Raw genomic sequence first — 26,826 nt, 5'->3', positions numbered from 1 at the left:
CCTATCGGCCCGTGGAAGGTGGCTCGTCCAGCAGGAGCCGCTCCAGCTCCGCCCGGCCCGGGAGGCGGGTGGGGTGGACGGTCTCTCCGCTGCGTACGTACAGGAACGTGGCGGTGACATCGGTGAGCGGCAGATCGTGCAGCTCGGCCCAGGCCAGACGGTAGACCGCGAGCTGGAGGGGGTCGGCGGTGTTGGTGCGGGTGGTCTTCCAGTCGACGATCTCGTAGGTGTCCCCGGTGCGGTACACCGCGTCGATACGGCCCCGGATCACCCGGCCGGCCAGGGCTATCTGGAACGGCGTCTCCACGCGGTACGGAGTACGGCGTGCGTACGGGGTGCGCTCGAAGGCCTCCTTGAGTGCGGCGAGGTCGCGCTCGTCGGCGATCTCGGCGTCGCTCCCGTCGCCGCCGGGCAGCTCATCCGGCCCGAGCATGGGCAGCGGCAGCTCCTCGAAGCGGGACTCCACCCAGGCGTGGAAACGGGTGCCCCGGCGCGCCGCGGGCTGCGGGGGCCGCGGCATGGGGCGGGCCAGCTCCTGGGCGAAGCCGTCGGGGTCGGCGGCGAGGCGCAAGAGCTCGGTGGCGGAGAGCGAGGCGGGCACGAGCACGTCGCGCACGGTGGCGCGGGCGCGGCGCAGTTCGCCGGTGAGGGCGTCGAGATCGCGGTCCCAGGAGGCGAGCGTGCGGGATTCCTCGGGGGTGAGGCGGTGTTCCCCGGCGGGCTCGGGCGTGCGGGCCGCCGGGACGTGTGGCGTGGGGGCGGGGATGTGCGGCGTGGGTGCCGGGGCCGACGGGGGCTTTGTCGACAGGGCCTCCCAGTCGTCGGTCTCGTAGGGGTACGCCTCGCTGTCGGGGTATGCCTCGACGTCGGGGAAGGGGTCCTCGTCGGGGAACAGGTCGTTGTCGCAAGGGGCGTCGTACGGATCCGAGGTGCCGGACGCCGCCTCGTACGCATCCGGCACGCCCCCCGCCGCGGCCAGGGCCTCCAGATGTGCCATCACCGTGTCCGCGGCGGCCCGGCGGCGGGTCAGGGCGGTGTCGTCCAGGGGAAGCGGCCACGCCCGGTCGGCCTCCTTCTCGGCGAGCGCCGGGTTCTCCTCGTCCTCGGCCGGTTCGTCCGCCCACGCCTCGATCTCGCCGTGTCCGGCCGCGCAGTGGTCGTACAGCGCATGCAGGAAGCCGGACGGGCCACGTGGCTTCTTCTGGGTCGGCCCCCACCAGTGGCCGGAGCCCAGCAGCAGGGTGCGGGGCCTGGTGAAGGTGACGTATCCCAGGCGGAGCTCCTCGGTGTGCTGGTGCTCCTTCATCTCCTCCTTGAAGCCCTTGAGCCCCTTGGCATCCCAGGAGTGGATGACGGGGAGGGTGGCCGTGTCGCCGCGCAGGGCGTGCGGGAGGACCTTGGGCTGGGAGGTCCAGGCGTCGCGGGACTGGCTGCTGGGGAACTGTCCGGTGACCAGGCCGGGCACCGCGACGACGTCCCACTCCAGACCCTTGGACTTGTGGGCGGTGAGGACCTTGACGGTGTTCTCACCGCCGGGCAGGGCGTTGTCCAGGCCCTTCTCGTACTGGACAGCCGTGCGCAGGAAGCCCAGGAAGGCGAGGAGGGTGGCCTCGCCTTCGACGGCGGCGAAGCGGGCCGCGACGTCGAGGAAGTTGCCGAGGGTCTCGCGGCGGCGGGCGGCCAGGGCGTGCGGCGATGCGGAGAGCTCGACCTCCAGGCCGGTGGTGGCGAGGACGCGGTGGAGCACGTCCATCAGGGGGTCGGCCAGCGAGCGGCGCAGGTCGCGCAGTTCGGCGGCCAGGCGGGCGAAGCGGATGCGGGCCTCGGTGGAGAACGGAAGTCCGTCGTCCTCTCCTCCGCCCGATTCGAGGAAGGTGTCCAGCGCGTCGGCGAGCGAGATCACTTCGGCCGGGTCGATGCCTTCGACGGCCTCGGCGAGGCGGCGGTCGGGGTCGAAGTCGTCCTCGTCGCCGTGGGCGGCGCGGTGGACGAGGAGGCGGGCGCGGCGGCCGAGGAGCGCCAGGTCGCGTGGGCCGATCCGCCAGCGGGGGCCGGTGAGCAGCCGGACCAGGGAGGCGTTGGCGCCGGGGTCCTGGAGGACCTCACAGACCGCGACGAGGTCGGCGACCTCGGGCAGGTGCAGCAGCCCGGACAGGCCGACGACCTCGACCGGGATGTCGCGGGCCACCAGCGCGGCCTGGATCTCCGGGAAGTCGCCCGCGGTGCGGCACAGGACGGCGATCTCGCCGGGCGCCTTTCCGGTTCTCACGAGGTGGGCGATCGAGTCGGCGAGCCAGTCGGTCTCTTCGGTGTGGGTACGGAGCAGGGCGCAGCGGACGATGCCGTCGCGCTCGGCGCCCGGGGCCGGGCGCAGTGCCTCGACGCCTTCGTGCATGGCGCGCAGGGGAGCGGCGAGGCCGTTGGCGAGGTGAAGGAGGCGGCCGCCGCTGCGGCGGTTCTCACTGAGGGAGTAGCGGGTGGCGGGGGTGCCGTCGGCGTGCGGGAAGTGGAGTGGGAAGTCGTCGAGGTTGGCCACGGAGGCACCGCGCCAGCCGTAGATCGCCTGGCAGGGGTCGCCGACGGCGGTGACCGCGTGCCCGGTGGCCACTGCCCCGGTGGTCGTGCCGGACTCCGCCTCCGCAACCGTTGCCTCGGGGCCCCTGCCGAAGAGGGCGGAGAGCAGCAGGCGCTGGGCGACGGAGGTGTCCTGGTACTCGTCGAGCAGCACGACGCGGAATTCGTCGCGCAGGATCGCGCCGACCTCCGGGCGGGTGAGGGCCAGCTCGGCGGAGAGGGCGATCTGGTCCCCGAAGTCGAGGAGGTCGCGGCTCTTCTTGGCCTCGCGATAGCGGCGGGTCAGCTGCAGCAGCTCGCGACGGGCCTGGGCCGCCTCGGGGATCTTGCGCAGCTCGGCGTTGGTGAGCCGGGCCGTTTCCAGCGTACGGAGCAGGTCGGTGTCGTGCTCCGCGAGCTGTTCGGGGCGTACGAGATGCTCGGCCAGCTCGGCATCGAGGGCCAGCAGATCGCTGACCAGCGTGGGGAACGACCTCGTCAGGGCCGGGTAGGGGCCGGGCGCCTCGCGCAGTACCCGGGCGGCCAGCTGGTAGCGGGTGGCGTCGGCGAGGAGGCGGGTGGTGGGTTCGAGGCCGATGCGCAGCCCGTGCTCGGTGAGGAGCCGGCCGGCGAACGCGTGGTATGTGGAGATGCTGGGCTCGCCCGGGGGGTTGTCCGGATCGATGGTGTCCGGATCGGTGACCCCGGCCGCGACCAGGGCCTTGCGGACGCGCTCGGCGAGCTCGCCCGCCGCCTTGTTGGTGAAGGTGAGTCCGAGGACCTGCTCCGGGGCGACCTGGCCGGTCCCCACCAGCCACACCACGCGCGCCGCCATCACCGTGGTCTTTCCCGACCCTGCTCCGGCCACGATCACCTGCGGGGCAGGCGGCGCTGTGATGCAGGCCGTCTGCTCCGGGGTGAACGGGATCCCGAGGAGCTCCTTCAGCTGCTCGGGATCGGTGATGCGTGAGGACACCTGACAGAGGCTAACCGGGCGCACCGACAACGTGCCGGGGCCGGCGGACGGTCCGGGCGGGCCGGTGGCCCGCAAGCCCGAGCGGCCGGAAGGCTCTCACTCCAGGATGTGACGGCCCTCCGGCTGTGCGCTGCACGAGGCCCGGAAGGTGCAGTGCGTGCAGTGCTGGCCGGTCGTGGGGGTGAATCGTTCGTCCAGGACCCGGCCGGCGGCCGTGGCCAGCAGGTCGGAGACCCACTGACCGGAGAGCGGTTGTTGGGCCTGCACCTTGGGAAGGGTGTCGCCGCCCTCCTTCTTGGGGGCGGGCTGGCGCAGCTGTACGAGTTCGGCGCCGCCGGGCACGGGACGGCTGCCGTCGAAGAGCTCGTCGACCGCCCCTTCCCGGACGGCCAGCTGGTACACGGCGAGCTGGGGGTGGCGGGCGACCTCGTCCTTGGTCGGGGACTGCTTGCCGGTCTTGAAGTCGACGACGTACGCCCGGCCCTCGGCGTCCTGTTCGACGCGGTCCATGGAGCCACGGATGCGTACCTCGTACTCCCCCGCCTCCAGCGTCACGTCGAAGTCGTGTTCGGCGGCGGCGGGGGTGCGGCCGGCGCGGTCCATGACGTGCCAGCGCAGGAAGCGTTCGAGGGCAGCGCGGGCCTGTTCCTTCTCCTGCTGGGATTTCCAGGGGGCGTCGAAGACGAGGCCGTCCCAGACCGAGTCCAGCCGCTCCATCAGGACGGCCAGATCGGCGGGGGTACGTCCGGAAGCCACCTCGTCGGCGAGTACGTGTACGACGTTGCCGAAGCCCTGCGCGGCCGTCGCCGGGGCGTCCGCCTTCACCTCGCGGCCGAGGAACCACTGAAGCGCGCAGGTGTTGGCGAGCTGGTCGAGCGCGCTGCCGGAGAGGGCCACGGGCTGGTCCCGGTCACGGAGCGGGACGGCGGAGCGGGTCGGCTCGTAAAGGCCCCACCAGCGGTAGGGGTGGGCTGCGGGTACGAGCGGCTGGCCCTCGTCGTCGGTGAGCGCGGCGAGGCGGGCAAGGCGGTGGGCGGCTTCCTCCCGCAGAGTGTCCGAGGCGTCGGGGTCGACGGTGGTGGCGCGGAGTTCGGCGACGAGCGCGGCGACGGCGAGCGGGCGGCGTGGCCGGCCGGTGACGTCGCACGGTTCGACGCCGAGCTCGGCGAGGAAGCGGGACGGCTGGTCACCGTCGTCGGCGGGCGCCTTGACCGCGGTGACGACAAGACGCTCGCGGGCGCGGGTCGCAGCGACGTAGAAGAGGCGGCGTTCCTCGGCGAGGAGGGCGCCGGGGGTGAGCGGTTCGGCCAGGCCGTCACGGCCGATCCGGTCCGCTTCGAGGAGCGAACCGCGGCGGCGAAGGTCCGGCCAGAGCCCCTCCTGCACACCTGCGACGACGACGAGGCGCCACTGAAGTCCCTTCGACCTGTGCGCGGTCATCAGCCGTACGGCGTCGGGTCGCACCGCGCGCCTGGAGAGGGTGTCGGCGGCGATGTCCTGGGCGTCGACCTCCTCCAGGAAGTTGAGCGCGCCCGCCCCGCCGGTGCGTCCCTCGGCGCGGGCCGCGGTTTCGAAGAGCGCGCAGACGGCGTCGAGGTCGCGGTCGGCGTTGCGGCCGCTCGCCCCTCCGCGCAGCGCGGCGCGCTCCAGCCGCCCCGGCCACGGAGTACCGGCCCACAGCTCCCACAGGGCCTCTTCCGCGGTACTGCCTCCTTCGAGGAGCTCGCGCGCCTTGCGCAGGAGCGCGGCGAGCCGCTGGGCGCCGCGGGCGTACGCCGGATCGTGCGCGACAAGCCGTTCGGGCTCGGCGAGCGCCCGGGCCAGCAGGTCGCCGGAGGACGCCGGTACGCGATTCCCGGCGGCCCGCTCCTCGTCGCGCAGGGCCCGGCCGAGCCGGCGCAGGTCGGCCGCGTCCATGGAGCCGAGGGGCGAGGTGAGAAGGGTCAGGGCGGTCTCGGTGTCCAGCCAGGAGGGTGCTTCGGGGGCGGGTTCCTGGCCAGGATGAGCAGGAGCCTCCGCCGCCGTGCCCTCCGAGGCCGGGGCCTGCGTGCCCTCCGAGGCCGGGGCCTGTGTCTTTGTGCCCGGCGCACCCCTGCGCAGGGCCGCCGTGGCGACCGCGCGGAGGGCCGTAAGCAGCGGGGCCACCGCCGGTTCATGCCGCAGCGGGAGGTCGTCGCCGTCGACCTCCAGGGGGACGCCCGCCGACGTCAGGGCCCGGCGCACCGAGGGAATCGTGCGGCCTCCGGCCCGTACGAGCACCACCATCTCGTTCCACGGGACGCCGTCCTCCAGATGCGCCCGGCGCAGCAGATCGGCGATGTTGTCGAGCTCGGCGGAGGCGGTCGGGTAGGTGTACGCCTCCACGCTGCCGCCCTCGCGGACCGCGTCGAGCTCCCGATGGGCGCGGACCTTCGCCGAGGGCAGCCGGGTCAGCGGCATCCGGCGGGTGAGCAGCCGGGTGGCGGCCAGCAGCTGTCCGCCGGAGCGGCGCGAGGTCGTCAGGACCCCGACGGGGGCCGGGGCGCCGTCCGCACGCCGGAACATCTCCGGAAAGTCGAGGATGCCGTTCACATCGGCACCCCGGAACGCATAAATCGACTGGTCCGGGTCGCCGAAGGCGATCAGGTCCCGGCCGCCCCCGCCGCCCGGGGCACTCCCCTGGTTGCCGGCCAGCGCATGCAGCAGCCGCACCTGTGCCGGGTCAGTGTCCTGGTACTCGTCCACGAACACCGCGTCGTACTGCCCGGCCAGCAGCGCCGACACCTCGGGGCGCTCCGCGAGCAGCACGGCCCGGTGCACCAGCTCCGCATAGTCCAGCACCCCCTGCGCGTCCAGCACGTCCAGGTACTCGGCGAGGAACTCGGCGGCGGCTCCCCAGTCCGGCCGGCCGGTGCGGCGGGCGAAGTCGGCCAGCGCGTCCGGGCCCAGACCCAGCTCACGGCTGCGGGCGAGCACCGCCCGTACCTCGTCGGCGAAACCGCGCGTGGTCAGACAGGCCCGCAGCTCGTCGGGCCAGCGGATGTGCGCGAAGCCGTCCTGTTCCAGTTCGAGCTGACCGGCGAGCAGCTCGCGGACGGTGACGTCCTGTTCCGGTCCGGAGAGCAGCCGCATCGGTTCGGCGAAGAGATCGGCGTCCTGATGGGCGCGGACCAGTGCGTAACAGAAGGAGTGGAACGTGGTGGCCTGCGGACCGCGGGCGGCACCGAGCCGGGCGGCCATCCGGTCGCGCAGTTCCACGGCAGCCTTGCGGCTGAACGTGAGGACCAGGATGCGGGCCGGGTCGCCGCCCCGTGCGACACGTGCGGCGACCGCCTCGACGAGCGTGGTCGTCTTGCCGGTGCCCGGTCCGGCGAGCACCAGGAGCGGGCCGCCGGGGTGATCGACCACCGCACGTTGCGCCGCGTCCAGGAGAGGGGTATCCACGGAGCCCGGCGGGGTGCGCACCAGTCGGTACGTGCCCGCACTCCGCTGCCGTGCCTGACGGTGCGGACTGTGCCGGGTGAAGGAGGAGGTGCTCACGTGGTTCGCCGGTCCTGGTGGGTGTACTGGTGATGAGGGTGCGGTGCGTACCGCGAACTGCCGACGCTACGCCAGCGGGGGCACGGTCCGGGGCGAGTCCGCTGGGTGCCTCGTCACGTTCCGCGCCAGGGGTGCCGTCGCGTATCGCTTCGTGTTCCACATCACGCGCCGGGCCCGTCGCCGCCCGTTGCGCCCCCGAATGGCCCAAGCTGTCAGATGTGAGCACCTCCTCCCTTGTCCCTGTCCGCGCCCGTACCGCCGCTGACGCCGTCCCACCGCGCCCGTTTCATGTCGAGGCGCGGCACATGGCCCTCCGCGCTGCGCGACGCCTCGCGCAGCGGGGTGCTCTCCTCGCGGTAGTGGTCCAGCGCCCGCAGTTCGTGGCCGGGCAGCAGCACCCCGTCGGCACGCACCACGCGCCACCACGGCACCGCGGCCCCGTACATCGCCATGACCCTGCCGACCTGGCGCGGGCCGCCATCGCCCAGCCACTCGGCGACATCTCCGTACGTCATGACACGGCCGGGCGGAATCAGCTCGGCGACATCGAGCACCCGCTCCGCGTACTCCGGCAACTCGTCGGTCGTCGGGTCGCCGCTCGTCCCGTCGCCGCTCGTCCGGTATTGGCTCATCCGGCCCATCCTGCCGTACGCCACGGACAGCCTGGCCCGATCCGTGTGCGCACTTCCACAAGGCGTGCGCGCGGGAGCAAAGGAGCGTATGTTGCGCTTCGCGTGTCCGCGCAGTGCACCTTGACACCTTCCTCTGTCGCCGGACCGTGCCACCATCGTGCGGGCGGTGGTGACCGGTGATACGAGAACACGAAGACCGATCAGAGGCGACGAAGGAGCAGGGCGTGCAGCCACCGAAGGCGGCGGACGCCCCTGACGCCGAGTCGTACCCGGACGCGTCGGACGAACCCGCCGAGAACCCCGGTCCGGAGCAGGAGGAGCCCGGTGCGGAGCAGAAGAAGCCCGCTCCGGAGCAGGGGAAGATCCCCGAGCGCCTGGCCGGCTCGACGCTCTCCACCGTCGCGGCGGAGCAGGCCGAGCGCGTCTCGGGAGACGAACCGCTGCTCCCCGCCCGGGTGCACCGCCCATCCGATCTCCTGCGGCTCCTCATCGGCGTCCTGGCGATCGGCGTCCTGTTGTCGATCGCCGCGTTCGCCCACGGCACGACCACCGGGCTCGAACAGGACATCAACAAGGGCACAGGCCAGGCGCCCGACATTTTGATCAAGAGTGCTGGTCTGCTCTCCAGCATCGCCGTGCTGCTCGTTCCGGTCGCCTTCGCCATCGAGCGGCTGATCAAACGCGACGGACTACGGATCGCGGACGGCGTGCTCGCCGCCGTACTGGCGCACGGCGTCTCGCTCGCCACCGACCTCTGGGTGGCCAAGTCCGCCCCCAGCACCATTCAGGACGCCCTGACCCAGCCGCAGCCCGGTGACGCGCTCACCGATCCCGTGCACGGCTATCTCGCCCCCGTGATCGCCTATATGACGGCTGTCGGGATGGCAAGACGGCCGCGCTGGCGGGTCGTGCTGTGGGTGGTCCTGCTGCTCGACGCGTTCGCCATGCTGGTCAGCGGCTACACGACCCCGTTCTCGATCATCCTGACCGTGCTGATCGGCTGGAGCGTGGCATACGGCACGCTGTACACGGTCGGCTCGCCGAACGTACGCCCCACCGGTCAGCACCTGATGGCCGGTCTGCGCCGTGTCGGCTTCCACCCGGTCACCGCGATGCGCGCCGAGGAGGCTCCCGACTCCGGCGACCAGAGCGACCGGGGGCGTCGCTATCGGGTCACCCTGGAGGACGGGCCACCGCTCGATGTGACGGTCGTCGACCGCGAGCAACAGGCCCAGGGCTTCTTCTACCGGGTGTGGCGCAGGCTCACCCTGCGCGGCATCACCCAGAACCGCTCCTTCCAGTCGCTGCGCCAGGCGCTGGAGCAGGAGGCGCTGCTCGCGTACGCGGCGATCGCCGCCGGGGCCAACGCACCCAAGCTGATCGCCACCTCCGAGCTCGGTCCCGACGCGGTAATGCTGGTGTACGAGCACATCGGCGGCTGTTCCCTGGACACCCTGGAGGACTCGGAGATCACCGACGAACTGGTGCGCGGCGCCTGGCGCCAGGTGAAGGCGCTCCAGTCGCGGCGGATCGCGCACCGCAGGCTCACTGGTGACGCCATCCTGGTGGACCGTGCCGGCAAAGTGTTCGTCACCGATCTGCGCGGCGGCGAGATCGCGGCCGGTGATCTGGTGCTGCGCATGGATGTCGCGCAGTTGCTGACCACCACCGGTCTGCGGGTGGGCGCCGAGCGGGCCGTCGCCGGTGCGCTGGAGGTACTGGGCCCCGATGCCGTCGCGGACTGTCTGCCGCTGCTCCAGCCGCTCGCGCTGAGCCGCTCCACCCGGGCGACCCTGCGCCGGCTCGCCCGGGAACGCTCGCAGCGGGAGCGCGAGGCGGTGCTCGAAGCGTCGGACGCGGCCAAGCGGGCCAGGGCGCTCGAACACGAGGCGGCTCAGGAGACCTCCGCCGCCGGTCCGGGCCCCGACCGCAAGGTCGCCCGCAAGTCGCTGCGCAACGAGAAGCAGGCCGAGAAGCGGGCCATGGGCGACGCGCTGGAAGAGGCGCGCGAGGAGGATCTGCTCTCCCAGATGCGTCAGCAGGTACTGCTGATCCGGCCGCAGGCACCGGTCGTACCGGTACGGCTGGAGCGCATCAAGGCGCGCACCCTGGTCAGCTGCATCGCCGGCGCCATCGCCGCGTACTTCCTCCTTTCGCAGGTCACCCAGGCCGACTTCGGAGTGGTCGTCGAGCAGGCGGAGTGGGGCTGGGTGGCGGCCGCGGTCGCCTTCTCGGCCCTCAGCTATGTCGCAGCGGCGATGAGCCTGCTGGGCTTCGTGCCGGAGCGGGTGCCGTTCGGCAAGACCGTGCTGGCGCAGGTCGCCGGGTCCTTCGTGAAGATCGTCGCCCCGGCCGCGGTCGGCGGCGTGGCGCTGAACACCCGCTTCCTGCAGCGGGCCGGGGTACGTCCGGGGCTCGCCGTGGCGAGTGTCGGCGCCTCGCAGCTGTTCGGTCTCGGCTGTCACATTCTGCTGCTGGCGGCGTTCGGCTATCTGACCGGCACGGAGAGGACCCCGTCCTCGCTCACCCCTTCCAGGACCGTGATCGCCGGGCTGCTGACGGTCGCGGTGCTGGTGCTGGTGGTGACGGCGGTTCCGTTCCTGCGGAAGTTCGTGGTGACGCGGGTGCGGTCGCTGTTCGCCGGAGTCGTACCGCGCATGCTCGATGTGGTGCAGCGGCCGCAGAAGCTGGTGACGGGCATCGGCGGAATGTTGCTGCTGACCGGCCTGTTCGTGCTGTGCCTGGACGCGTCGGTCCGGGCGTTCAGCGGTCCGGATGTGCCGCATCTCAGCTACGCCAGCGTCGCGGTGGTCTTCCTGGCCGGTAACGCGCTGGGGTCGGCGGCGCCCACACCGGGCGGAATGGGCGCAGTCGAAGGTGCGCTGACGCTGGGGCTGATCGCGGTCGGCCTGCCGAAGGAGGTCGCGGCACCGGCCGTTCTGCTGTACCGCCTGCTGACGCTGTGGCTGCCGGTGCTTCCCGGCTGGCTCTGCTTCAACCATCTGACCCGCAAGGGCGAGCTCTGACGGTTCCTCAGCCGCAGTACGGCCTGTCGGCAAGGCCGATCGGGCGACCGGAGAGACCCGCTGCCACCCGCTTGGACCGGTGCCTTGTGCACCGGTCCGGTTCCCGCCGCACGATGGGGCCATGAGGACCTTCCCCGCCTTGCGTGCCGCCGCTCTCGCCGCCGCCGTCACCGTGCTCCTTCCCATCACCGCCTGCTCAAAGAGCGGCAACAAGGAGGGCCCGGAGGGGCCGCAGAACTCTCCGGTTGCGGCGAATGCCGCCGAACCGAGCAGCCCCGGCAACCTCGCCTCCCAGCAGCTGACGTGGAAGCCCTGCCCGGCCCCGTCCCAGGCACAGGGCAGCGGAAAGGCCCCGTCGCCCCTGCCGGACGGCACCCCTTGGGAGTGTTCCTTCATGAAGGCCCCGCTCGACTACGCAAAGCCGGGCGGCGAGACGATCGAGCTGGAACTCATCCGGGCCAGGGCCAGCAACCCGGACAAGCGGATCGGCTCCCTCATCTTCAACTTCGGCGGTCCGGGCGCCTCCGGTGTCGCCGGCCTGCCCGCCTTCGGTACCACGTACGACAAGCTCCGCACCCGCTACGACCTGGTCAGCTTCGACCCGCGCGGGGTCGGCCGCAGCGCGGGCGTGGAGTGCGAGACCGACCAGCAGATCGACGCCCGCTACGAGAGCGACGGCACCCCGGACACCAGCGCCGAGGTGAATGCCTTGGTCAAGGAAACCAAGACGTTCGCGTTGGCCTGCAAGAAGAACTCCGGCAGGGTGCTCCCCTACGTCGGTACCACCAACGCCGCCCGCGACATGGATCTGATGCGTCAGGTGCTCGGAGACAAGAAACTGCACTACTTCGGCTTCTCGTACGGCACCCAACTGGGCGGCGTCTACGCTCACTTGTTCCCGAAGAACGTCGGCAGGTCGGCGCTGGACGCGGTGGTCAACCCGACCCAGGACTACGAGCAGGTCTCGCTCGGCCAGGCCAAGGGGTTCCAGCTCGCGCTGGACAACTTCACCAAGGACTGCGCGGACCGCGGCGAAGCCTGCAAGCTCCCCGGTACCACCGGGAAGGAGGTCGAGCAGGGGATCTCCGGCCTTCTCACCCAGTTGGAGAAGAAGCCGATCCCGGGGCTCGGGACCCGGCAGCTGACGCAGACCCTGGCCACCACCGGCATCGCAGCGGCCCTCTACTCCCGGGAGACCTGGCCGCTGCTGGAGGAGGGAGTGGACGAGGCCGACGGTGGGAGCGGCGCGCTGCTCCTCGCCCTCGCGGACTCGCTGAACGGCCGTGCCGACGACGGTCGCTACAACAACTCGATGGCCGCCAACACCGCCATCAGCTGCGCCGACTCCAAGGAGCGGTTCACCGCGGACCAGACCTTGGCGAAGCTCCCGGAGTTCCAGTCCGTCTCGCAGGTCTTCGGTGACTATTTGGGCTGGGGCCTGATGGCCTGCACCGGCTGGCCGGTGGCGGGCGCCTGGACGACGCCGGACGTCAGCGCGCCGGGCGCGGCCCCCATCCTCGTCATCGGCAACACCGGCGACCCGGCGACCCCGTACGCGGGAGCGAAGGCGATGGCCGACGCGCTGGGCAAGGGCGTCGGTGTGCAGATGACGTACGAGGGCCAGGGGCACGGCGCATACAACAGCGGCAATGCCTGTGTGCAGAACGCCGTGGGCGGCTATCTGCTGGACGGCAAGGTTCCGGCGGCCGGGACAGTCTGCAAGTAGTTCACCATCCACGGACGGCCGGCAAGGTTTGCCCCGTCGCGACGCCCGGCACTTCCCCAAGCTCTCAGCTTCGTTCGAGCGGGGGAGACCTCATTGCTCGCTGCAACCGGGCAAACCCTGCCGGTCGCGGCCCTAGTACACCGGCTTCTCGGGCTCGATCTGGTTGACCCAACCGATCACGCCGCCGCCCACGTGCACCGCGTCGGCGAAGCCCGCCGACTTGAGGACCGCGAGGACCTCGGCGCTGCGGACACCGGTCTTGCAGTGCAGGACGATGCGCTTGTCCTGCGGGAGGTCCTGGAGGGCGTTGCCCATCAGGAACTCGTTCTTCGGGATCAGCCGGGCACCGGGGATCGAGACGATCTCGAACTCGTTCGGCTCACGGACGTCGATGATCTCGATCTTCTCGTCGTCGTCGATCCACTCCTTGAGCTGCTTGGGAGTGATCGTGGAGCCGAGCGCCGCCTCCTGGGCCTCCTCGGACACGACGCCGCAGAAGGCCTCGTAGTCGATGAGCTCGGTGACGGTCGGGTTCTCGCCGCAGACCGCGCAGTCGGGGTCCTTGCGGACCTTGACCTGGCGGTACTGCATCTCCAGGGCGTCGTAGATCATCAGCCGGCCGACCAGCGGGTCGCCGATACCGGTGAGCAGCTTGATGGCCTCTGTGACCTGGATGGAGCCGACCGAGGCGCAGAGCACCCCGAGCACGCCGCCCTCGGCGCAGGAGGGGACCATGCCCGGCGGGGGCGGCTCCGGGTAGAGGCAGCGGTAGCAGGGGCCATGCTCGGACCAGAAGACGGACGCCTGGCCGTCGAACCGGTAGATCGAGCCCCAGATGTACGGCTTGTTCAGCAGTACGGCTGCGTCGTTGACCAGATAGCGGGTGGCGAAGTTGTCCGTTCCGTCCACGATCAGGTCGTACTGGGCGAAGATGTCCATCACGTTGCCGGCTTCGAGCCGCTCCTCGTGAAGGACCACATTCACGTACGGATTGATGCCCAGCACCGAGTCCTTGGCGGACTCGGCCTTGGAGCGGCCGATGTCGGCCTGGCTGTGGATGATCTGGCGCTGCAGGTTCGATTCGTCGACCTCGTCGAACTCCACGACGCCGAGCGTGCCGACACCGGCGGCGGCCAGATACATCAGGGCCGGCGAACCGAGACCGCCGGCGCCCACACAGAGCACCTTCGCGTTCTTCAGCCGCTTCTGTCCGCCCATCCCGACATCCGGGATGATCAGGTGGCGGGAGTACCTGCGGACCTCGTCGACGGTGAGCTCAGCAGCTGGCTCGACCAGGGGTGGCAGCGACACAGGAACCTCAACAATGCAGGTGGTCGGTTTCTACGTACTTCATCTACGTACGGTTGCTCTTGCCGTAACACTGCCACGCCCCTTCTCATTCCGAGATACCACGTCCGATCCGCGAGACAATTTCGTTCCAGTAACTGGGCAGCGCCGCGAATGGGTCCATTTGTCCGTGCCGGCCGTCCCGGTCCGTGAAGAAGATCGTGCCCGCGCCCTGCCAGCGGGCGATGCGCATGGCCTCTTCGAGGTGGGTTCGCGGAACGCCGTGGACGAAGTGCGCGAATCGGTCCGGGGGGTAGGCGGCGGTCCACTCCGCCACCTGCGACCAGCGGTAGTCCGCCCATGGTCCGGAGAAGGTGACCAGCTGGTCGGCGGCCTCGGCATAGCCCGGATACGGATGGGTGCCCAGCCCCAGCACCAGCAGCCCGCCCTCCTCCCCGCTCTCCTCCGCGTGGTCGCTGCCGCTGTGGTCGAGGAGCGTGGCGAGTGTGTTGGTGAGACGGCGGACCGCCGCGAGGTCGGCACGCTCGGCCGGGCACCGGCCGAGATAGAAGCCATCGACGCGGTACCAGTCGAGAAATGACTGCGCGTCGGCGATCAGCTCGCCGAAGGGGCGGCTGCCGAAAGCCAGATCGAGGTGACCGAGCACCCGGCCGCCCGCCGCCCGGACGGAGTCCTGCGGGGTATCGCCGTGCACGGCCCGCTCCCGTGCGTTGCGGAGCCGGCCTGCGGCCTCCAGACAGTGCGGGTCGGGGCGGTCGCCGGGGCCGTTGTCGATGTCGAGGACCGCCCAGTGCAGCGGGGTGCCGGGGCGGGTGAGCTCGGCCCACTCGGTGGGGGCGAGCAGCGGATGCGCGTAGCCGGGGACGCCGAAGCCGAGCTGTTCGGCGCCGCTGGTCCGGCGAGCGGTACTGGTGGGGGTCAGATACGGCACGCCGCCTCCATCCAGATGTCGGCGAGGGACTCCTCCAGATTGGTCCGGGGGCGCCAGCCGAGCCGGTCCCTGGCGGTGCGGACGTCGGCCTGCTGCCAGGCTCCGCAGCCGTCCGGGTAGGGGGACGGGGTCGCCGAGAGGTGCTCGACGACCGACTCGGTGGAGGTGCGCGGGGCGCCGATGGGCAGCCGGGGCGGGGGCGCGTCGAGTTCATGGAGTGCGCCCGCGTATCCGGCGACCCTGGCGAGGAGGGCAGCCGCCTCCCGGAGCCGCACGGCGCGACCGGTGCCGATGTTGACGACGCCCTGCGCGGCGGAGAGCGAGGCGGCGTGCACGGCGCGCGCGACATCGCGTACGTCTACGAAGTCGCGCTGCACGCCGAGGCCGCTCAGCTTCAGCTCGCCATCACCGGACTGCATGGCCCGGCGCATCGCCTCGGCGAGTCTGCCGAGCGGGGAACCGGCCGGGGTGCCGGGGCCGACTGGGGAGAAGACCCGCAGCACGACCGCGTCGAGGCCGGAGGCGAGGACGAGTTCGGTGGCTGCGAGCTTGCTGACGCCGTACGGACCGCCGGGGCGCGGAATTGCGTCCTCCGCGGTGGATGAGCCGGGCTGCGAGGGCCCGTACTCCGACGAGCAGCCGACCTGGACGAGCCGGGCCATACAGCCGCTGCGCCGCATTGCTTCGCACACGGTGGCGACGGCGACGGTGTTGTGGCGGGTCAGCTCGCGGGCCCCGCCGCGGGTGGCGCCCGCGCAGTTGACGACGACGCCGGGGTGGACGGCGTCCAGGAAGCGGGTCAGCGCGCCGGGGCTGCCGGCGGCGAGGTCGAATCGTACGTCGGCGTCGTCTCCGCGGCCGAGCGCCGTGAGGTGCACGGCGGGGTCGGCGAGCAGGCGGTCCGCCACGAACCGGCCGAGGAATCCGTTGGCTCCCAGCAGCAGCACCCTCATCGCGCGCCCCCTTGGTGCCGACGGCGGGCTGCCGGTGCTGGGGATTGAGGGGTCATGTCCGGTATCTCCTTGAGGAAGTGAGGAAGTGTGGTGCGGTACGGGGGAACGACCCGGGGCGCCGGCTCCGCGGGCGGTGTGCGGGTGGTTCGTATGCGGGGCTGGAGCGGGTTACGCGGTGGTGCCGGTTTGGTCGCCGGGCGTGGTGTGGGCGGATGCCCGGGAGAGAGTGACGGTGGCGGTGATCAGCAGCCCGAGCGCGGCTGCGCCACAGGCGACGGCGGGTACGGCTCCGATGCCGGCCGTCACGACAAGGACGTCGACGGGGCGGGCGAGGAAGTGCAGACCGGGCAACCGCCCGGCCAGGACCAGGGCGGGTGCCAGCGCTTCGAGGGCGCAGGCAGTGGCGAGTCCGGCGGCGGCGGGTTCGGGGAAGCCGTGCACGGTCAGCAGCCGGGCCAGCAGGAGCAGCACACCGAGCGCGGCCGCCCCGACGAAGGCGCCGCCGCCCCCGTATCCCAGATGTGCGACGTAGAGCAGCCCGGCGAGGACGCACAGATGGAGTGCGACGGCTCCGAGCAGCAGGGGGCGTACGCCTGCGACGAACTCCTCCAGTGCGCGGCTGCCGATGAGTTTGCGGTGCGCGTGTACGGAAAAGAGGTGCGCGCACCAGGCGGCCGGGGCGACGGAGAGGGCCAGCCCCAGCAGCGGTGCGGGGGTGAGTGTCCAGGGGCCTTCGGGGCCGCCGCTGAGTACCTGGTCGAGCAGCGCGTCGCCGTACAGGACATAGCCGAGGAGCCAGCAGCCGTACACATGGGCGATGCCCGAGGACCGGCCTTCGGCGTGCAGGGGGCCGCTGCGCAGGCTGAGGGCGAGTCCGACGACGGCGACGAGCGCTCCGGTGAGGGCGGTCACAAGCCGTCCCTGATCTCCGAGCACCCCCTCGGTGAGCCTCAGTGCGCCGGCGGTCGCGATACAGGCGGCGCCCGGCACCAGTGCGCGGAGCGACCATGCGGCGCGTGTCTCGGTGTCGCGCTCGGGCGCGCGGAGTCCTGGTGCGGGTTCCCCCTCCGCGGCGGGAACCCGGGCGAAGAGTTCCTCGGCGAGCGAGAAGACATCGCGGTGCCGGTAGCGGGCTGCGGCACGGTCGCTGATGCCATGGGCTTCGAGTCCTGCGGCGATCTCCAGCGGATCGACGGCCCGCTGGCACAGCTCGCGGTGGCGGTGCATCAGCGGCTTCACGGGGTCGGCGGGACCTCGGCGCGAGGCGTTGAGCTTGCGCGCCGGAGCGGCGCGCGCGATCTCGGGGGCGCGGGGAGCCGCGCCCCCCTCCCTGGCTGCCTTCTCCGTCACGGCCTGCTCTGCTACAGCCTTCTCGATGGCTCTCGGAGCGGGGGCGGGCTCGGTGTCCGGAGCCGTAAGGCTTTCGCCGGCGGTCGGTGTGGCGGGTGCGTCGGACACCTCGGTCGGGCCGCCCATGATGATTCCTCCATGCTCGTCGCCGACTTCGTCGGACCGTCCCGGGCCGCCGCTGCGACCCGGCCCGGCCGTCCCCTGCTGCTGTTCACACATCGCCGCCACCTTCTCCCCGCGCTACCGCACAGACGGTCAGAGGGTCGGCGACCCAGTTGGGTGTGCGGTCGGCCGCGCCCGCCGGGGCAGGGCCCGAGGCCGTCCACGAGCCCTGGACGTGCGCCTCCGGCGGAGTGGCGAACGGTCGCGGTTCGCCGTCGGCGTTCACCGCGTCAGCCTCCCTGCGGACCGGGGAGTGCGAGATCAGCTCCAGGTAGATGCCGCGAAATGCCGCGAGATTCTGTTCAACCGTGAAGAGTTCGAGTGCGCGGGCGCGCGCCGCCGCTCCGAGCCGTGCGCGACGTTCGGGGTCGCGCAGCAGCGCGAGGCAGGCGTCGGCGAGCGCCCTGGGATTACGCGGGGGCACCACGAGCCCGGTACCGCCGATGACTTCGACCACCGCGCCGACGTCCGTCGACACCGTGGCCCGTCCGCAGAACATCGCCTCGACGAGGCTGACGGGGAAGCCTTCGACAACGCTGGAGAGGACGACAACCCCACCCGCCGCATAGGCCTCCGACAGATCCGGCACTTCGGCTCCTCCGATGTCCTCGAAGGAGACCGGGCTGTCGCCGACGGAGTGTGCGTCCGTGGCCTCGTCGGGGAACAGCTGGGCGGCAAGCGCCTGGCAGTGCGCGAGATAGGTGGCGCTTTCCGGGCCCTGGGCCGGAGCGCCTATGATCCGCAGCCGGGCGCCCGGTTCGGCCTTCCGCACCTCCGCGAAGGCGTGCAGCAGCGCGATCAGGTCCTTGGCGGGCTCGATCCGGCCGACCCAGACCAGCGTGTCGCCGGGACCGCTGTCGCCGCTCTCCCCCAGGGCCATGAACCGGCCGGACTCCATGCCGGGGTGGACCGTGCGCAGCTTCTCGCGTACGGCGCCGCACCGTTCCTGCCAGCGGCGGGCGTGGGTGTTGCCAGAGGTAACGATCTCGGCCTGCCGGTACACCTCGGTGGCGAGCCGTCCGTGGAAGTTGGCGAGCAGGGCGCGTACCGGTGCACTGAGGGAGGTGTGGGTCGCGGCGAGGTAGTGCGCCCGCAACTGCACACCGTGCTCGGTGACCAGCAACGGAACCCCGAAAAAGCGTTTGGCCAGCAGTCCCGGCAGTGCCACGGCACCACCGGATGTGGCGTGGCAGAGGTCGACCGCGCCGAGGCTCTCCTCGTCGTACCAGGCGAGGGAGAGCGGACGCAGCACCCGGTCGAGCTCCCGGGCGAGGGCGAGGAAGTCGGGGATGGTGGCGGTCTGGACGGTGCGGACGCCGCCCGGGGCACGGCAGGCGGCTTCGAGTACGCGTACGGCGGTTTCGGAGCGGAGCGCCGCGGGAAGCCCCCCGTGTTCGCGGGCCAGTTCGGCCAGTCCGTAGAGGCCGTCCGTGAACTGCGCGTCCGCGATGCTGGCTGCCGTACGGCCCGTACGCCCGTCTCCGCTGCGTTCGCCGGAACCCGCGTCTTCCCCGCTCGCGCCCGCGGCGTCGTCCTCGGCTCTCGTCGCACCCGCCGTACAGACGGACGTCGCGAGAGCCGTGAAATATGCCGTGAAGCGCTGTCGTTCGCGCCGTCCGTACAAGCGCCGGCCCCCGCCCGTCGCCATCCGGGCGAGCAGCCCCTTGGCCGCGTGGGTGCCCAGGACGCCCTCGTCGGCCGTCCACAGCAATGCCGTCCGCACCCGGTTGACCTGCGTCGGGAGCTGAACCCGGCCCCGCGCTTCCTGGTCGGCGGAGCGACTGAGCGCGAAGAGATCGAACTCGTGCTGCGTGAGTCCGCGCACCAGACGGTCGCACCAGAGTCTGGACTCACCAGTCGCATACGGATAACCACCGTCGGTGAGGAGTCCGATCCGCACGAGTACACCCCCGATCTCCCTTGTGGGCGGCCGCCGTTGGAACGGCGGCTCACAGCGGGACGACCGTAAGCGGATACGCCGGTGGCGCGACGGACGGTTGTCCGTCGCACCACCGAAAGGGGTGAACGGTCGTAACTTTCCCGCCCCGTCGGCGTTCTGTCGCGCTATGGAGGCGAACGGTCACACAGGGGGCCTGAGAGGCTGTCGGGTGGCCTCTGAGGCTGCGGACGAGCCTTTTCGATTCAACTGACCGGATAAACCCAGGGATTGGGCCGGCACTTGATCCCGTCGCTCTCCAGGGACTTGGTCTGCTGCTGCATCACCGGAGCGGGGGCTCCCGGCGTGCGACAACTCTCGTGGCCGTGCCCCAGCCGGTGACCGACCTCATGGTTGATCAGCATCTGGCGGTAGGCGAAGAGTTCGTCCGGGCCGAACGTCGACGACCCCTGCGCCCAGCGGTAGGCGTTGATCATCACGCGTTCGGTCGCCGCGGAGTCGCACGAGACGTTGTCCACGGTCGTGTCCAGGCCCGACTTCCGGCACCAGTCCGCGGTGGTCCCGGGACTGGCCAGGGTGACCACGAAATCGGGTTCGCCGGAGGAGATCCGCTCGAACGTCATGTCGCCGCCGTGTGCCCAGCTGCGGTCGTCGTTGAGCGTCTCCTGGACGGCCCGGGCAAAGAGCGAGGCGTCGAGCCCGAGGCCCTTCTCGACATCGACCCGGTAGCGGTACTTGTGACCCGTGCCAGGGGCCTTCGCCGTCCCCGGAACCGCCTCGAACTTCCCGGAACCCTGGAGTTCCGGGGAGATCGGATATGCCTTGGCCATCTTCTCCGTGTACGAAAGGGGCTTGGCCTGCTCCCCCTTCGCCGGCCGGCCGTCGGAGCGAGAGGCGCCGTCGGTGTCGTTCCGGTCGACGCCCGCGGGCTGCGCGGCGCTGTTCCCGCCGCCGGCGTCGTGGGCGACCTGCCCGGACACGACCACCGCGAGCACGGTGGTCACCGCGGCAGCCGCGATACCGGTGAAGGTGCGGCCCCTGGTGCCCTTGCCGTCCTTGGCAGGCGTCGGCGCGTCGGCGTCCCCGGGCGGCTGCTTCTCCCCCTCGCCGACCGAGCTGTACGGATCGGCGGGCCGGGCCGGTGGGGCGGAAGGCCCCCGGGGTGCGGGCAGAGCGGGTGGCGTGTCGAACGCCTCGACGAAATCGCGCCGCGGTCCCGGTACCAGCGGCTGAGTACCGGCCTGCTGCTGGTACCGAGGCGCTGTCTGCTGCGCCCCGGTCCCCCAGCCGCCGCCCGGTTCACGCTGCTCGGGGTGGCCGCCGCGAACGTGGCCGGTCTGCCGGAACGGGGTGTGCCCGTCCGCACCGGCCGACGTGTCGGCCGGCCTCCGGCGCCGCCCGCTGCCGGGCCCCGGACGTGCGACCTCGCGATCGCCGCCCGCGCTCGCGACATCGGGGCCCGCGGATTCGGGGCCCTTTCGACTATGTCGTCCCACGCCCCGGATCAGCTCCCACCGCATTCGTCGAGCAGTTCCCGGAACGCCTGGGCGACCGCCTCCGGGTACTCCATCATCGCCACGTGCCCCGCGTCGGGCAGTGTCAGCAGCCGCGAATCGCGGAAAGCCACGGACGCCCTGCGTGCCATCCGGTACGAGACCAGCTGGTCCCGTCCGCCATACACGAGCTGGGTCGGTGCGAGCACCCGCTCGGCCTGGCGCCACAACCCGTGCTGCCCGCCCAGCGTGTACGCATCGACGATGCCACGTGCCGAGCGCGCCATCGCGTCCCAGAAGTACGGCAGCTCCAGCCGGTGCTCCATTTCGGCCACCGCTGCCTGGAAGCCCGATTCGGAGACGCGCGCCGGATCGCCGTAACAGAGCGTCATGACGCCGCGCGTGCGCTCTTCCGCGGTCAAGTCCCTGGTCATCCGGGCGAACAGGGTTGCGACACCAGGAACGGCGAGCAGTCCGGTCGGTACGGCGGGCCACTGCACCCGGATCTCGGGGAGCGCGGGCGAGATGAGAGTGAGGGTGCGCACCAGGTCGGGACGGACCGCGGCAACCCGGGTGGCCACGGCGCCGCCCAGCGAATTGCCGAACAGATGGACGGGCCCGCGCTCCTCCGCGTCGAGGAGCCGGATCACGGCGCGGGCATGCCCGGTGACCGAGTAGTTGCCGTCGTCCGGCGGCGGCGAGTCGCCGAAACCGGGCAGATCGACCGCATCACCGTCCACCACGTCCTGGAGCAGCGGCATCAGTGCCGACCAGTTCTGCGAGGAGCCGCCGAGCCCATGCACATAGAGCGCGGGCGGCAGCCCGGCCCGCTCCGGCGGCCGGGACCGGATGGTCAGCGTCAGTCCGGGCAGCGCGACGGAGCGTACCTCCTCCCCCTCCGCGACCCTGACGGTGCTCACCGTGGGGGCCACCGCGGTGGCGGCACGGAATCCCGGCAGCTCGGTCGAAGACATGCGGCAATGTTACGAGACGATCACACCGCGGTTCATGTGTTCGCGGTCACAAACCGCATAGCGGCTTCAAGGGGCAGCTCCTAGGCTCGTAGCGAGGAGAGGAAGGGAGTCACCATGACGGTCGACCCCAGCGACCCCGAGACCTTCGAGGACATCCAGCCGGACGAGCCGGACCAGGAGACGCCTCGGGCGGACGCCGCCGAGCAGCGGACCGATCTCCAGCAGAGCCGCGACGAACCGCTCATGGACATCGACCGGAACAGCGCCAATGAGGCGGATGCGGTGGAGCAGGCTCGTGTTGTCACACAGGACGAGGACGATTACCGCTAGTACGCCCCGCTTTGCCCCACCGGTCGATGAATCTGTGGCTACCGCAGCTGTCCGGTCCGTGAAATTCTGCGTCCGCGCCGCGCGCACCCGGGTTACCCAAAAGTACGATGGCGGTACGGCGCAGCGTGCACAGAAAGGCTGTGTCCGATCACAAATTTGGGAGGCGGCGTGACAGCCATCGAGCAGACCGAGGCGGCGCGCCCGCGGGGCACTCGACTGCCTCGCCGCGCCCGACGCAATCAGTTGCTGGGCGCCGCGCAGGAAGTATTCGTGGCGCAGGGTTACCACTCCGCCGCGATGGACGACATCGCGGAGCGGGCCGGAGTCAGCAAGCCGGTGCTCTATCAGCACTTCCCGGGCAAGCTGGAGCTCTATCTGGCCCTGCTCGACCAGCACTGCGAATCGCTGCTCCAGGCGGTCCGCGGGGCGCTGGCGTCGACGACCGACAACAAGCTGCGCGTCGCCGCGACGATGGACGCGTACTTCGCGTACGTCGAGGACGAGGGCGGCGCCTTCCGGCTGGTCTTCGAGTCGGACCTGACCAATGAGCCCGCGGTGCGCGAGCGCGTCGACCGGGTCTCGCTGCAGTGCGCGGAGGCCATCTCCGACGTCATCGCCGGTGACACGGGGCTGTCCAAGGACGAGTCCATGCTGCTCGCGGTCGGTCTGGGCGGTGTCTCCCAGGTGGTCGCCCGCTACTGGCTCTCCAGCCAGTCCGCCATTCCGCGGGACACGGCGGTGCAGCTGCTCACTTCGCTGGCCTGGCGGGGCATCGCGGGCTTCCCGCTGCACAGCATCGATCAGCACTGACGCAAGCCGCCGGGTGCGGTCGGCGCCCGTGTTCGCTGTGGGCGTTGCCCACCGACCGCTGGCGGCTCGCCCCAGCGGGCTAATGTGTGCTGCGTACGGCGCGGTTCACCGCGCAGGGACTGACCGTCGGAGGGACATAGCCGTGGAGGTCAAGATCGGGGTGCAGCACGCGCCCCGGGAGATCGTTCTGGAGAGCGGGCTTTCCGCCGAAGAGGTCGAGAGCACGGTCGCCGAGGCTCTCACCGGTAAGGCGCAGCTGCTCAGCCTCACGGACGAGAAGGGCCGCAAGGTCCTGGTGCCGGCCGACCGGATCGCGTACGTGGAGATCGGCGAGCCCAGCACGCGCCGCGTGGGGTTCGGCGCGCTGTAGGCAACACGCTCGACGCAGCGACGGAAAGCGGCCCGGCGGGGAATTCCCCACCGGGCCGCTTTCCGTTCCGGACCGCGCCGGCACGGAGATTCAGGTCCGGTGCGGGGAACGGCCTGCCGGGGAGGGTTGCGTTGCGCGGCCCTCGGGTAGGAGCGCTAACGACCCATTTACCGCCCCGCAACTCGCGAGGTGATCTTCTGTGATCTTGGAATTCCTCGGCTCCGCCGTGCTCGGACTGGCCCTCGCCTGGTTGGCGCTCCGCTCGCTGCCGCAGCGGCTCCCGTCCCGCCGCACCGTCTTCGCCACCGGCACTCTGGGAGCCCTGTTCGGGGCGTTTCTCATGCACTCGGTGCTGGGCCCGGGCCACGCAGTGGCCACGCTGATCGGCGCGGTGCCGGTCGGGGCTGTGACGATCTCGCTGCTGGTCCGCCCCAGTAACCACCGCCTGAGCCGATCAGCGGCGGCCTGAAGCCGTCCGGCACCCGTGGGAACGGGCGCCGGACGGCCGTGGAACCGACTACGCGGCCAGTCCGAGCGCAGCCATCCGCTTGGTGTGCGCCTCGGTGATCCGCGAGAACATCCGCCCGACCTCCGCCAGGTCGAACCCGTCAGCCACACCCCCGACGAGCATCGTCGACAGTGCGTCGCGGTCGGCCACCACCCGCTGGGCCTGCGAGAGCGCCTCGCCCATCAGCCGGCGCGCCCACAGCGCGAGCCGCCCGCCGACACGCGGGTCGGCCTCGATCGCGGCGCGCACCTTCTCGACGGCGAAATTGCCGTGCCCCGTGTCGTCGAGCACGGCGAGGACGAGGGAGCGGGTGTCCGAGTCGAGCCGGACGGCGACCTCACGGTAGAAGTCACTGGCGATCGAATCGCCGACGTAGGCCTTGACCAGGCCCTCCAGCCAGTCCGACGGCGCGGTCTGACGGTGGAAGTCGTCGAGCGCCTTGGCGAACGGCTCCATCGCGCCCGTCGGCTCCACTTCGATCGCGGTCAGCCGGTCCGTCAGCCGCTCGAAGTGATGGAATTCGGCGGAGGCCATCTTGGCCAGCTCGGCCTTGTCGGCCAGCGTCGGCGCGAGTTTGGCGTCCTCGGCGAGCCGCTCGAAGGCCGCCAGCTCCCCGTACGCGAGTGCTCCCAGCAGGTCCACCACCGCTGCTCGGTACTGCGGCTCCACGGATGCGGTGACCCAGTCCTGGGCGGCGATACCCGTGTGCTCGCTCTCTGTCACGGCGCAACCTTTCCGATATGTCAGCGGAGCATCGCATGCGGCTGATACTTTCCTGCCCACGCGTGATGCGTCGGGCAGGGCTTGCCGTCATGAGACTGCTTCGCAGTTGAGTGAGAAGCCCCTCGGGGAGGAGTCACGAAGCGCAGAATAGCCCGCGCTCGGCATCAGGAATGTCCCCCGTCCAGCGCTGCCGGGCGGGGTCGTTTGCGATGCACCCAGCACGGATGCGCGAATCCGGGGTACAGTGGTATTGCGCCTACTGAGTATTTTGGATGTATCAGGGGCGCGAAATTGAACAGGATGCCCGGTCGGTGGCCCGATCGGCTCCGACCCGACAGCCCTCCACGCGGGACGTACACCACGTACGACCGCAGATGAGGGGCCCCTCAGCGGCACGAGCGCTCGAGCGACGGCAGTGGTCCCGCGCCACCCCGGCATCCATGGCCGGATGACCAGCCCCGGCACGGTACGACCCCCAGCGTTCGCCTCGGACCGCGTCTCACAGAAGAGGCAGCACCCTGACTACGTTCCGAGAACTCGGGATTCTTCCCGAGACGGCCGAGGCCCTTGAGGCTGTCGGCATTGAGTCCCCGTTCCCCATCCAGGAGATGACGCTCCCTGTCGCGCTCTCCGGCTCCGATGTCATCGGCCAGGCCAAGACCGGCACCGGCAAGACCCTCGGTTTCGGTCTGCCCCTGCTGGAGCGTGTCACCGTCCCCGCGGACGTGGAGGCCGGCCGGGCCAAGCCCGAGCAGCTGACCGATGCGCCGCAGGCGCTGGTCGTCGTCCCCACCCGCGAGCTCTGTCAGCAGGTCACCAACGACCTGCTGACCGCCGGCAAGGTGCGTAACGTCCGCGTTCTCGCGATCTACGGCGGCCGTGCGTACGAGCCGCAGGTCGAGGCCCTGAAGCAGGGCGTCGATGTGATCGTCGGCACCCCGGGCCGGCTGCTCGACCTCGCCGGACAGCGCAAGCTCGACCTCTCGCACGTCCGCGCGCTCGTGCTCGACGAGGCCGACGAGATGCTCGACCTGGGCTTCCTGCCCGACGTCGAGAAGATCATCACCATGCTTCCGCCGAAGCGGCAGACGATGCTGTTCTCGGCAACCATGCCGGGCGCCGTCATCGGTCTCGCGCGGCGCTACATGTCGCAGCCGACGCACATCCGCGCCACCTCGCCCGACGGTGAGGGCGCGACCGTCGCGAACATCTCGCAGCATGTCTTCCGGGCCCACTCGATGGACAAGCCGGAGATGGTCTCCCGCATCCTGCAGGCCAACGGCCGCGGACTCGCGATGATCTTCTGCCGTACGAAGCGCACGGCCGCCGACATCGCCGAGCAGTTGGAGAAGCGCGGTTTCGCGTCCGGCGCGGTCCACGGCGACCTCGGCCAGGGCGCGCGTGAGCAGGCGCTGCGCGCGTTCCGCAACGGCAAGGTGGACGTACTCGTCTGCACCGACGTGGCGGCCCGCGGCATCGATGTCGAGGGTGTGACCCACGTCATCAACTATCAGTCGCCGGAGGACGAGAAGACTTACCTCCACCGCATCGGCCGGACCGGCCGGGCCGGTGCCAAGGGCATCGCGATCACGCTGGTCGACTGGGACGACATCCCGCGCTGGCAGCTGATCAACAAGGCGCTCGACCTGGAGTTCAACGACCCGGTCGAGACGTACTCCACCTCGCCGCACCTCTTCGAGGAGCTCGACATCCCGGCCGGCACCAAGGGTGTTCTGCCGCGTACCGAGCGGACCCGTGCGGGTCTGCGGGCCGAGGAGATCGAGGACCTCGGCGAGACGGGCGGCCGCGGCCGCAAGTCCTCCGCCGCGTCGGCGCCCGCCGTCCGTGAGGAGCGTGCGCCGCGTACGCCGCGTCAGCGACGTCGTACGCGGGGCGGCGCCTTGGTCGAGGAGACCGCCGCCACCACAGCCACGGTGCCGGCCCCTTGCACCGAGGCGGCCGACGCCCCGTCGCAGGCGCGTACGCCGCGCCGCCGTCGCCGTACCCGCGCCGGTGCCCCGGACGTCGCAGCCGAGACCGCTGTGACCACGGTGGAGGCTCCGGCCGTCGCCGTCGCGACGAAGACCGAGGCCGAGGCCGGGCCCGCGACCGAGACCAAGCCGCGCCGCCGCCGCACCCGGGCCGCCGTCGTGAAGCCGGTCGCGGACGAGGTCGACTTCCAGATCGCGCCGATCTCCGAGCCGGTGCCCGAGGCGAAGACGGTGACCAAGCCGCGTCGCCGCGCCCGCGTCATCAAGCCCGCCGAGGACGAGGTCGACTTCCAGATCGCGCCGATCTCCGAGCCCAGCCCGGAGACCAGGCCGCGTCGCCGCACCCGTGCGGCCGCCAAGCCGAAGACGGAGACTGCGGCCCAGGCTCCCCTCGCCGTGGGCGAGGCGAAGCCGCGGAGGCGGCGGGCACCGCGTTCGGCCGCCGCCAAGACCGAGGGCTGATTGGTCCGGTTCCGCCCCGGACACCGCTCGACAGCCCCTGAGGGGCTTGATTTTGCCGGACGGGCTTGAGGGCGCCCTCAAGCCCGTCCGGCGTTCCAGGACACCGCGACGCCGCTCACTATTTCCCCCGAG

The 26,826-nt window shown here is 71.3% G+C and carries 18 protein-coding genes; 7 read left to right on the top strand and 11 right to left on the bottom strand.

Annotated features, from left to right (window positions below):
* Position 1 precedes the first annotated feature (1 nt).
* The 3 genes from ABT115_RS16700 to ABT115_RS16690 form a co-directional block, all read right to left on the bottom strand.
* Positions 2-3,529, bottom strand: coding sequence for an ATP-dependent helicase (locus ABT115_RS16700; protein WP_351789701.1), 3,528 nt, complete (start codon positions 3,527-3,529; stop codon positions 2-4).
* A 96-nt stretch (positions 3,530-3,625) separates the two neighbouring features.
* Positions 3,626-7,048 carry an ATP-dependent helicase gene (locus ABT115_RS16695; RefSeq protein WP_351789698.1) on the bottom strand — a complete coding sequence of 1,141 codons (3,423 nt, stop codon included), beginning with the start codon at positions 7,046-7,048 and terminating at the stop codon, positions 3,626-3,628.
* Between the two features lie 212 nt (positions 7,049-7,260).
* Entirely contained in the window at positions 7,261-7,680 is a 420-nt protein-coding gene (locus ABT115_RS16690; protein WP_351789695.1) for an MGMT family protein, read from the bottom strand.
* Between the two features lie 176 nt (positions 7,681-7,856).
* On the opposite strand from ABT115_RS16690, the gene ABT115_RS16685 reads away from it, so the two are divergent.
* Entirely contained in the window at positions 7,857-10,706 is a 2,850-nt protein-coding gene (locus ABT115_RS16685; protein WP_502969107.1) for a lysylphosphatidylglycerol synthase domain-containing protein, read from the top strand.
* Between the two features lie 121 nt (positions 10,707-10,827).
* Positions 10,828-12,432, top strand: coding sequence for an alpha/beta hydrolase (locus ABT115_RS16680; protein ID WP_351789690.1), 1,605 nt, complete (start codon positions 10,828-10,830; stop codon positions 12,430-12,432).
* Positions 12,433-12,564: 132 nt separating this feature from the next.
* Here the strand turns inward: ABT115_RS16680 and moeZ are convergent, their stop codons facing one another.
* The 7 genes from moeZ to ABT115_RS16645 all read right to left on the bottom strand — a co-directional run bounded on the left by moeZ (position 12,565) and on the right by ABT115_RS16645 (position 21,500).
* A complete protein-coding gene (gene moeZ, locus ABT115_RS16675) occupies positions 12,565-13,743 on the bottom strand; it encodes an adenylyltransferase/sulfurtransferase MoeZ (protein WP_351789687.1) in 1,179 nt (392 codons plus the stop codon).
* 85 nt (positions 13,744-13,828) lie between these two features.
* A complete protein-coding gene (locus tag ABT115_RS16670; RefSeq protein WP_351789684.1) occupies positions 13,829-14,671 on the bottom strand; it encodes a spherulation-specific family 4 protein in 843 nt (280 codons plus the stop codon).
* Positions 14,659-15,624 carry an NAD-dependent epimerase/dehydratase family protein gene (locus ABT115_RS16665; RefSeq protein WP_351789682.1) on the bottom strand — a complete coding sequence of 322 codons (966 nt, stop codon included), beginning with the start codon at positions 15,622-15,624 and terminating at the stop codon, positions 14,659-14,661. Before ABT115_RS16665 ends, ABT115_RS16670 begins: the two co-directional genes overlap by 13 nt.
* A gap of 168 nt (positions 15,625-15,792) precedes the next feature.
* Positions 15,793-17,193 carry a hypothetical protein gene (locus ABT115_RS16660; protein ID WP_351789679.1) on the bottom strand — a complete coding sequence of 467 codons (1,401 nt, stop codon included), beginning with the start codon at positions 17,191-17,193 and terminating at the stop codon, positions 15,793-15,795.
* Positions 17,186-19,036: a DUF3492 domain-containing protein gene (locus ABT115_RS16655; RefSeq protein ID WP_351789676.1), complete on the bottom strand. Its 1,851-nt coding sequence runs from the start codon at positions 19,034-19,036 to the stop codon at positions 17,186-17,188. Before ABT115_RS16655 ends, ABT115_RS16660 begins: the two co-directional genes overlap by 8 nt.
* Before the next feature lie 242 nt (positions 19,037-19,278).
* Positions 19,279-20,529, bottom strand: a complete 1,251-nt coding sequence (locus tag ABT115_RS16650; RefSeq protein WP_502969106.1) for a DUF3152 domain-containing protein — start codon at positions 20,527-20,529, stop codon at positions 19,279-19,281.
* Between the two features lie 8 nt (positions 20,530-20,537).
* Positions 20,538-21,500 (bottom strand): alpha/beta fold hydrolase, encoded by a 963-nt coding sequence (locus ABT115_RS16645; RefSeq protein ID WP_351789670.1) that lies wholly within the window; start codon positions 21,498-21,500, stop codon positions 20,538-20,540.
* A gap of 114 nt (positions 21,501-21,614) precedes the next feature.
* Here ABT115_RS16645 and ABT115_RS16640 point away from each other — a divergent pair, with 114 nt between their 5' ends.
* The 4 genes from ABT115_RS16640 (at position 21,615) to ABT115_RS16625 (ending at position 23,479) form a co-directional block, all read left to right on the top strand.
* Positions 21,615-21,830, top strand: a complete 216-nt coding sequence (locus tag ABT115_RS16640; protein WP_351789667.1) for an Rv3202a family protein — start codon at positions 21,615-21,617, stop codon at positions 21,828-21,830.
* A gap of 168 nt (positions 21,831-21,998) precedes the next feature.
* Positions 21,999-22,640 (top strand): TetR/AcrR family transcriptional regulator, encoded by a 642-nt coding sequence (locus ABT115_RS16635; protein ID WP_351789665.1) that lies wholly within the window; start codon positions 21,999-22,001, stop codon positions 22,638-22,640.
* A gap of 142 nt (positions 22,641-22,782) precedes the next feature.
* Positions 22,783-23,010: a DUF3107 domain-containing protein gene (locus ABT115_RS16630; protein ID WP_351201915.1), complete on the top strand. Its 228-nt coding sequence runs from the start codon at positions 22,783-22,785 to the stop codon at positions 23,008-23,010.
* Between the two features lie 199 nt (positions 23,011-23,209).
* The gene (locus ABT115_RS16625) at positions 23,210-23,479 is read left to right on the top strand and encodes a hypothetical protein (RefSeq protein WP_351789662.1); all 270 of its coding nucleotides are present in this window, start codon (positions 23,210-23,212) and stop codon (positions 23,477-23,479) included.
* A 48-nt stretch (positions 23,480-23,527) separates the two neighbouring features.
* Here the strand turns inward: ABT115_RS16625 and ABT115_RS16620 are convergent, their stop codons facing one another.
* Positions 23,528-24,265 carry a ferritin-like fold-containing protein gene (locus tag ABT115_RS16620; RefSeq protein WP_502969109.1) on the bottom strand — a complete coding sequence of 246 codons (738 nt, stop codon included), beginning with the start codon at positions 24,263-24,265 and terminating at the stop codon, positions 23,528-23,530.
* Between the two features lie 584 nt (positions 24,266-24,849).
* Between ABT115_RS16620 and ABT115_RS16615 the strand changes: the two genes are divergently transcribed.
* On the top strand, positions 24,850-26,694 hold the full coding sequence (locus ABT115_RS16615) for a DEAD/DEAH box helicase (RefSeq protein WP_351789656.1): 1,845 nt from the start codon (positions 24,850-24,852) through the stop codon (positions 26,692-26,694).
* Positions 26,695-26,826 lie beyond the last annotated feature (132 nt).

The organism is Streptomyces sp. NPDC001832 (assembly GCF_040297265.1).
Classification (GTDB): Bacteria; Actinomycetota; Actinomycetes; order Streptomycetales; family Streptomycetaceae; genus Streptomyces.
The sequence above is the reverse complement of the archived record's forward strand: the minus strand, read 5'-3'. Positions and strand labels throughout refer to the sequence as shown.

Coding starts and splice junctions, on each gene's coding strand:
- ABT115_RS16690 (WP_351789695.1), bottom strand. CDS start 7,680: ATGAGCCAATACCGGACGAGCGGCGACGGGACGAGCGGCGACCCGACG.
- ABT115_RS16680 (WP_351789690.1), top strand. CDS start 10,828: ATGAGGACCTTCCCCGCCTTGCGTGCCGCCGCTCTCGCCGCCGCCGTC.
- ABT115_RS16665 (WP_351789682.1), bottom strand. CDS start 15,624: ATGAGGGTGCTGCTGCTGGGAGCCAACGGATTCCTCGGCCGGTTCGTG.
- ABT115_RS16660 (WP_351789679.1), bottom strand. CDS start 17,193: ATGTGTGAACAGCAGCAGGGGACGGCCGGGCCGGGTCGCAGCGGCGGC.
- ABT115_RS16645 (WP_351789670.1), bottom strand. CDS start 21,500: ATGTCTTCGACCGAGCTGCCGGGATTCCGTGCCGCCACCGCGGTGGCC.
- ABT115_RS16640 (WP_351789667.1), top strand. CDS start 21,615: ATGACGGTCGACCCCAGCGACCCCGAGACCTTCGAGGACATCCAGCCG.
- ABT115_RS16615 (WP_351789656.1), top strand. CDS start 24,850: ATGACGCTCCCTGTCGCGCTCTCCGGCTCCGATGTCATCGGCCAGGCC.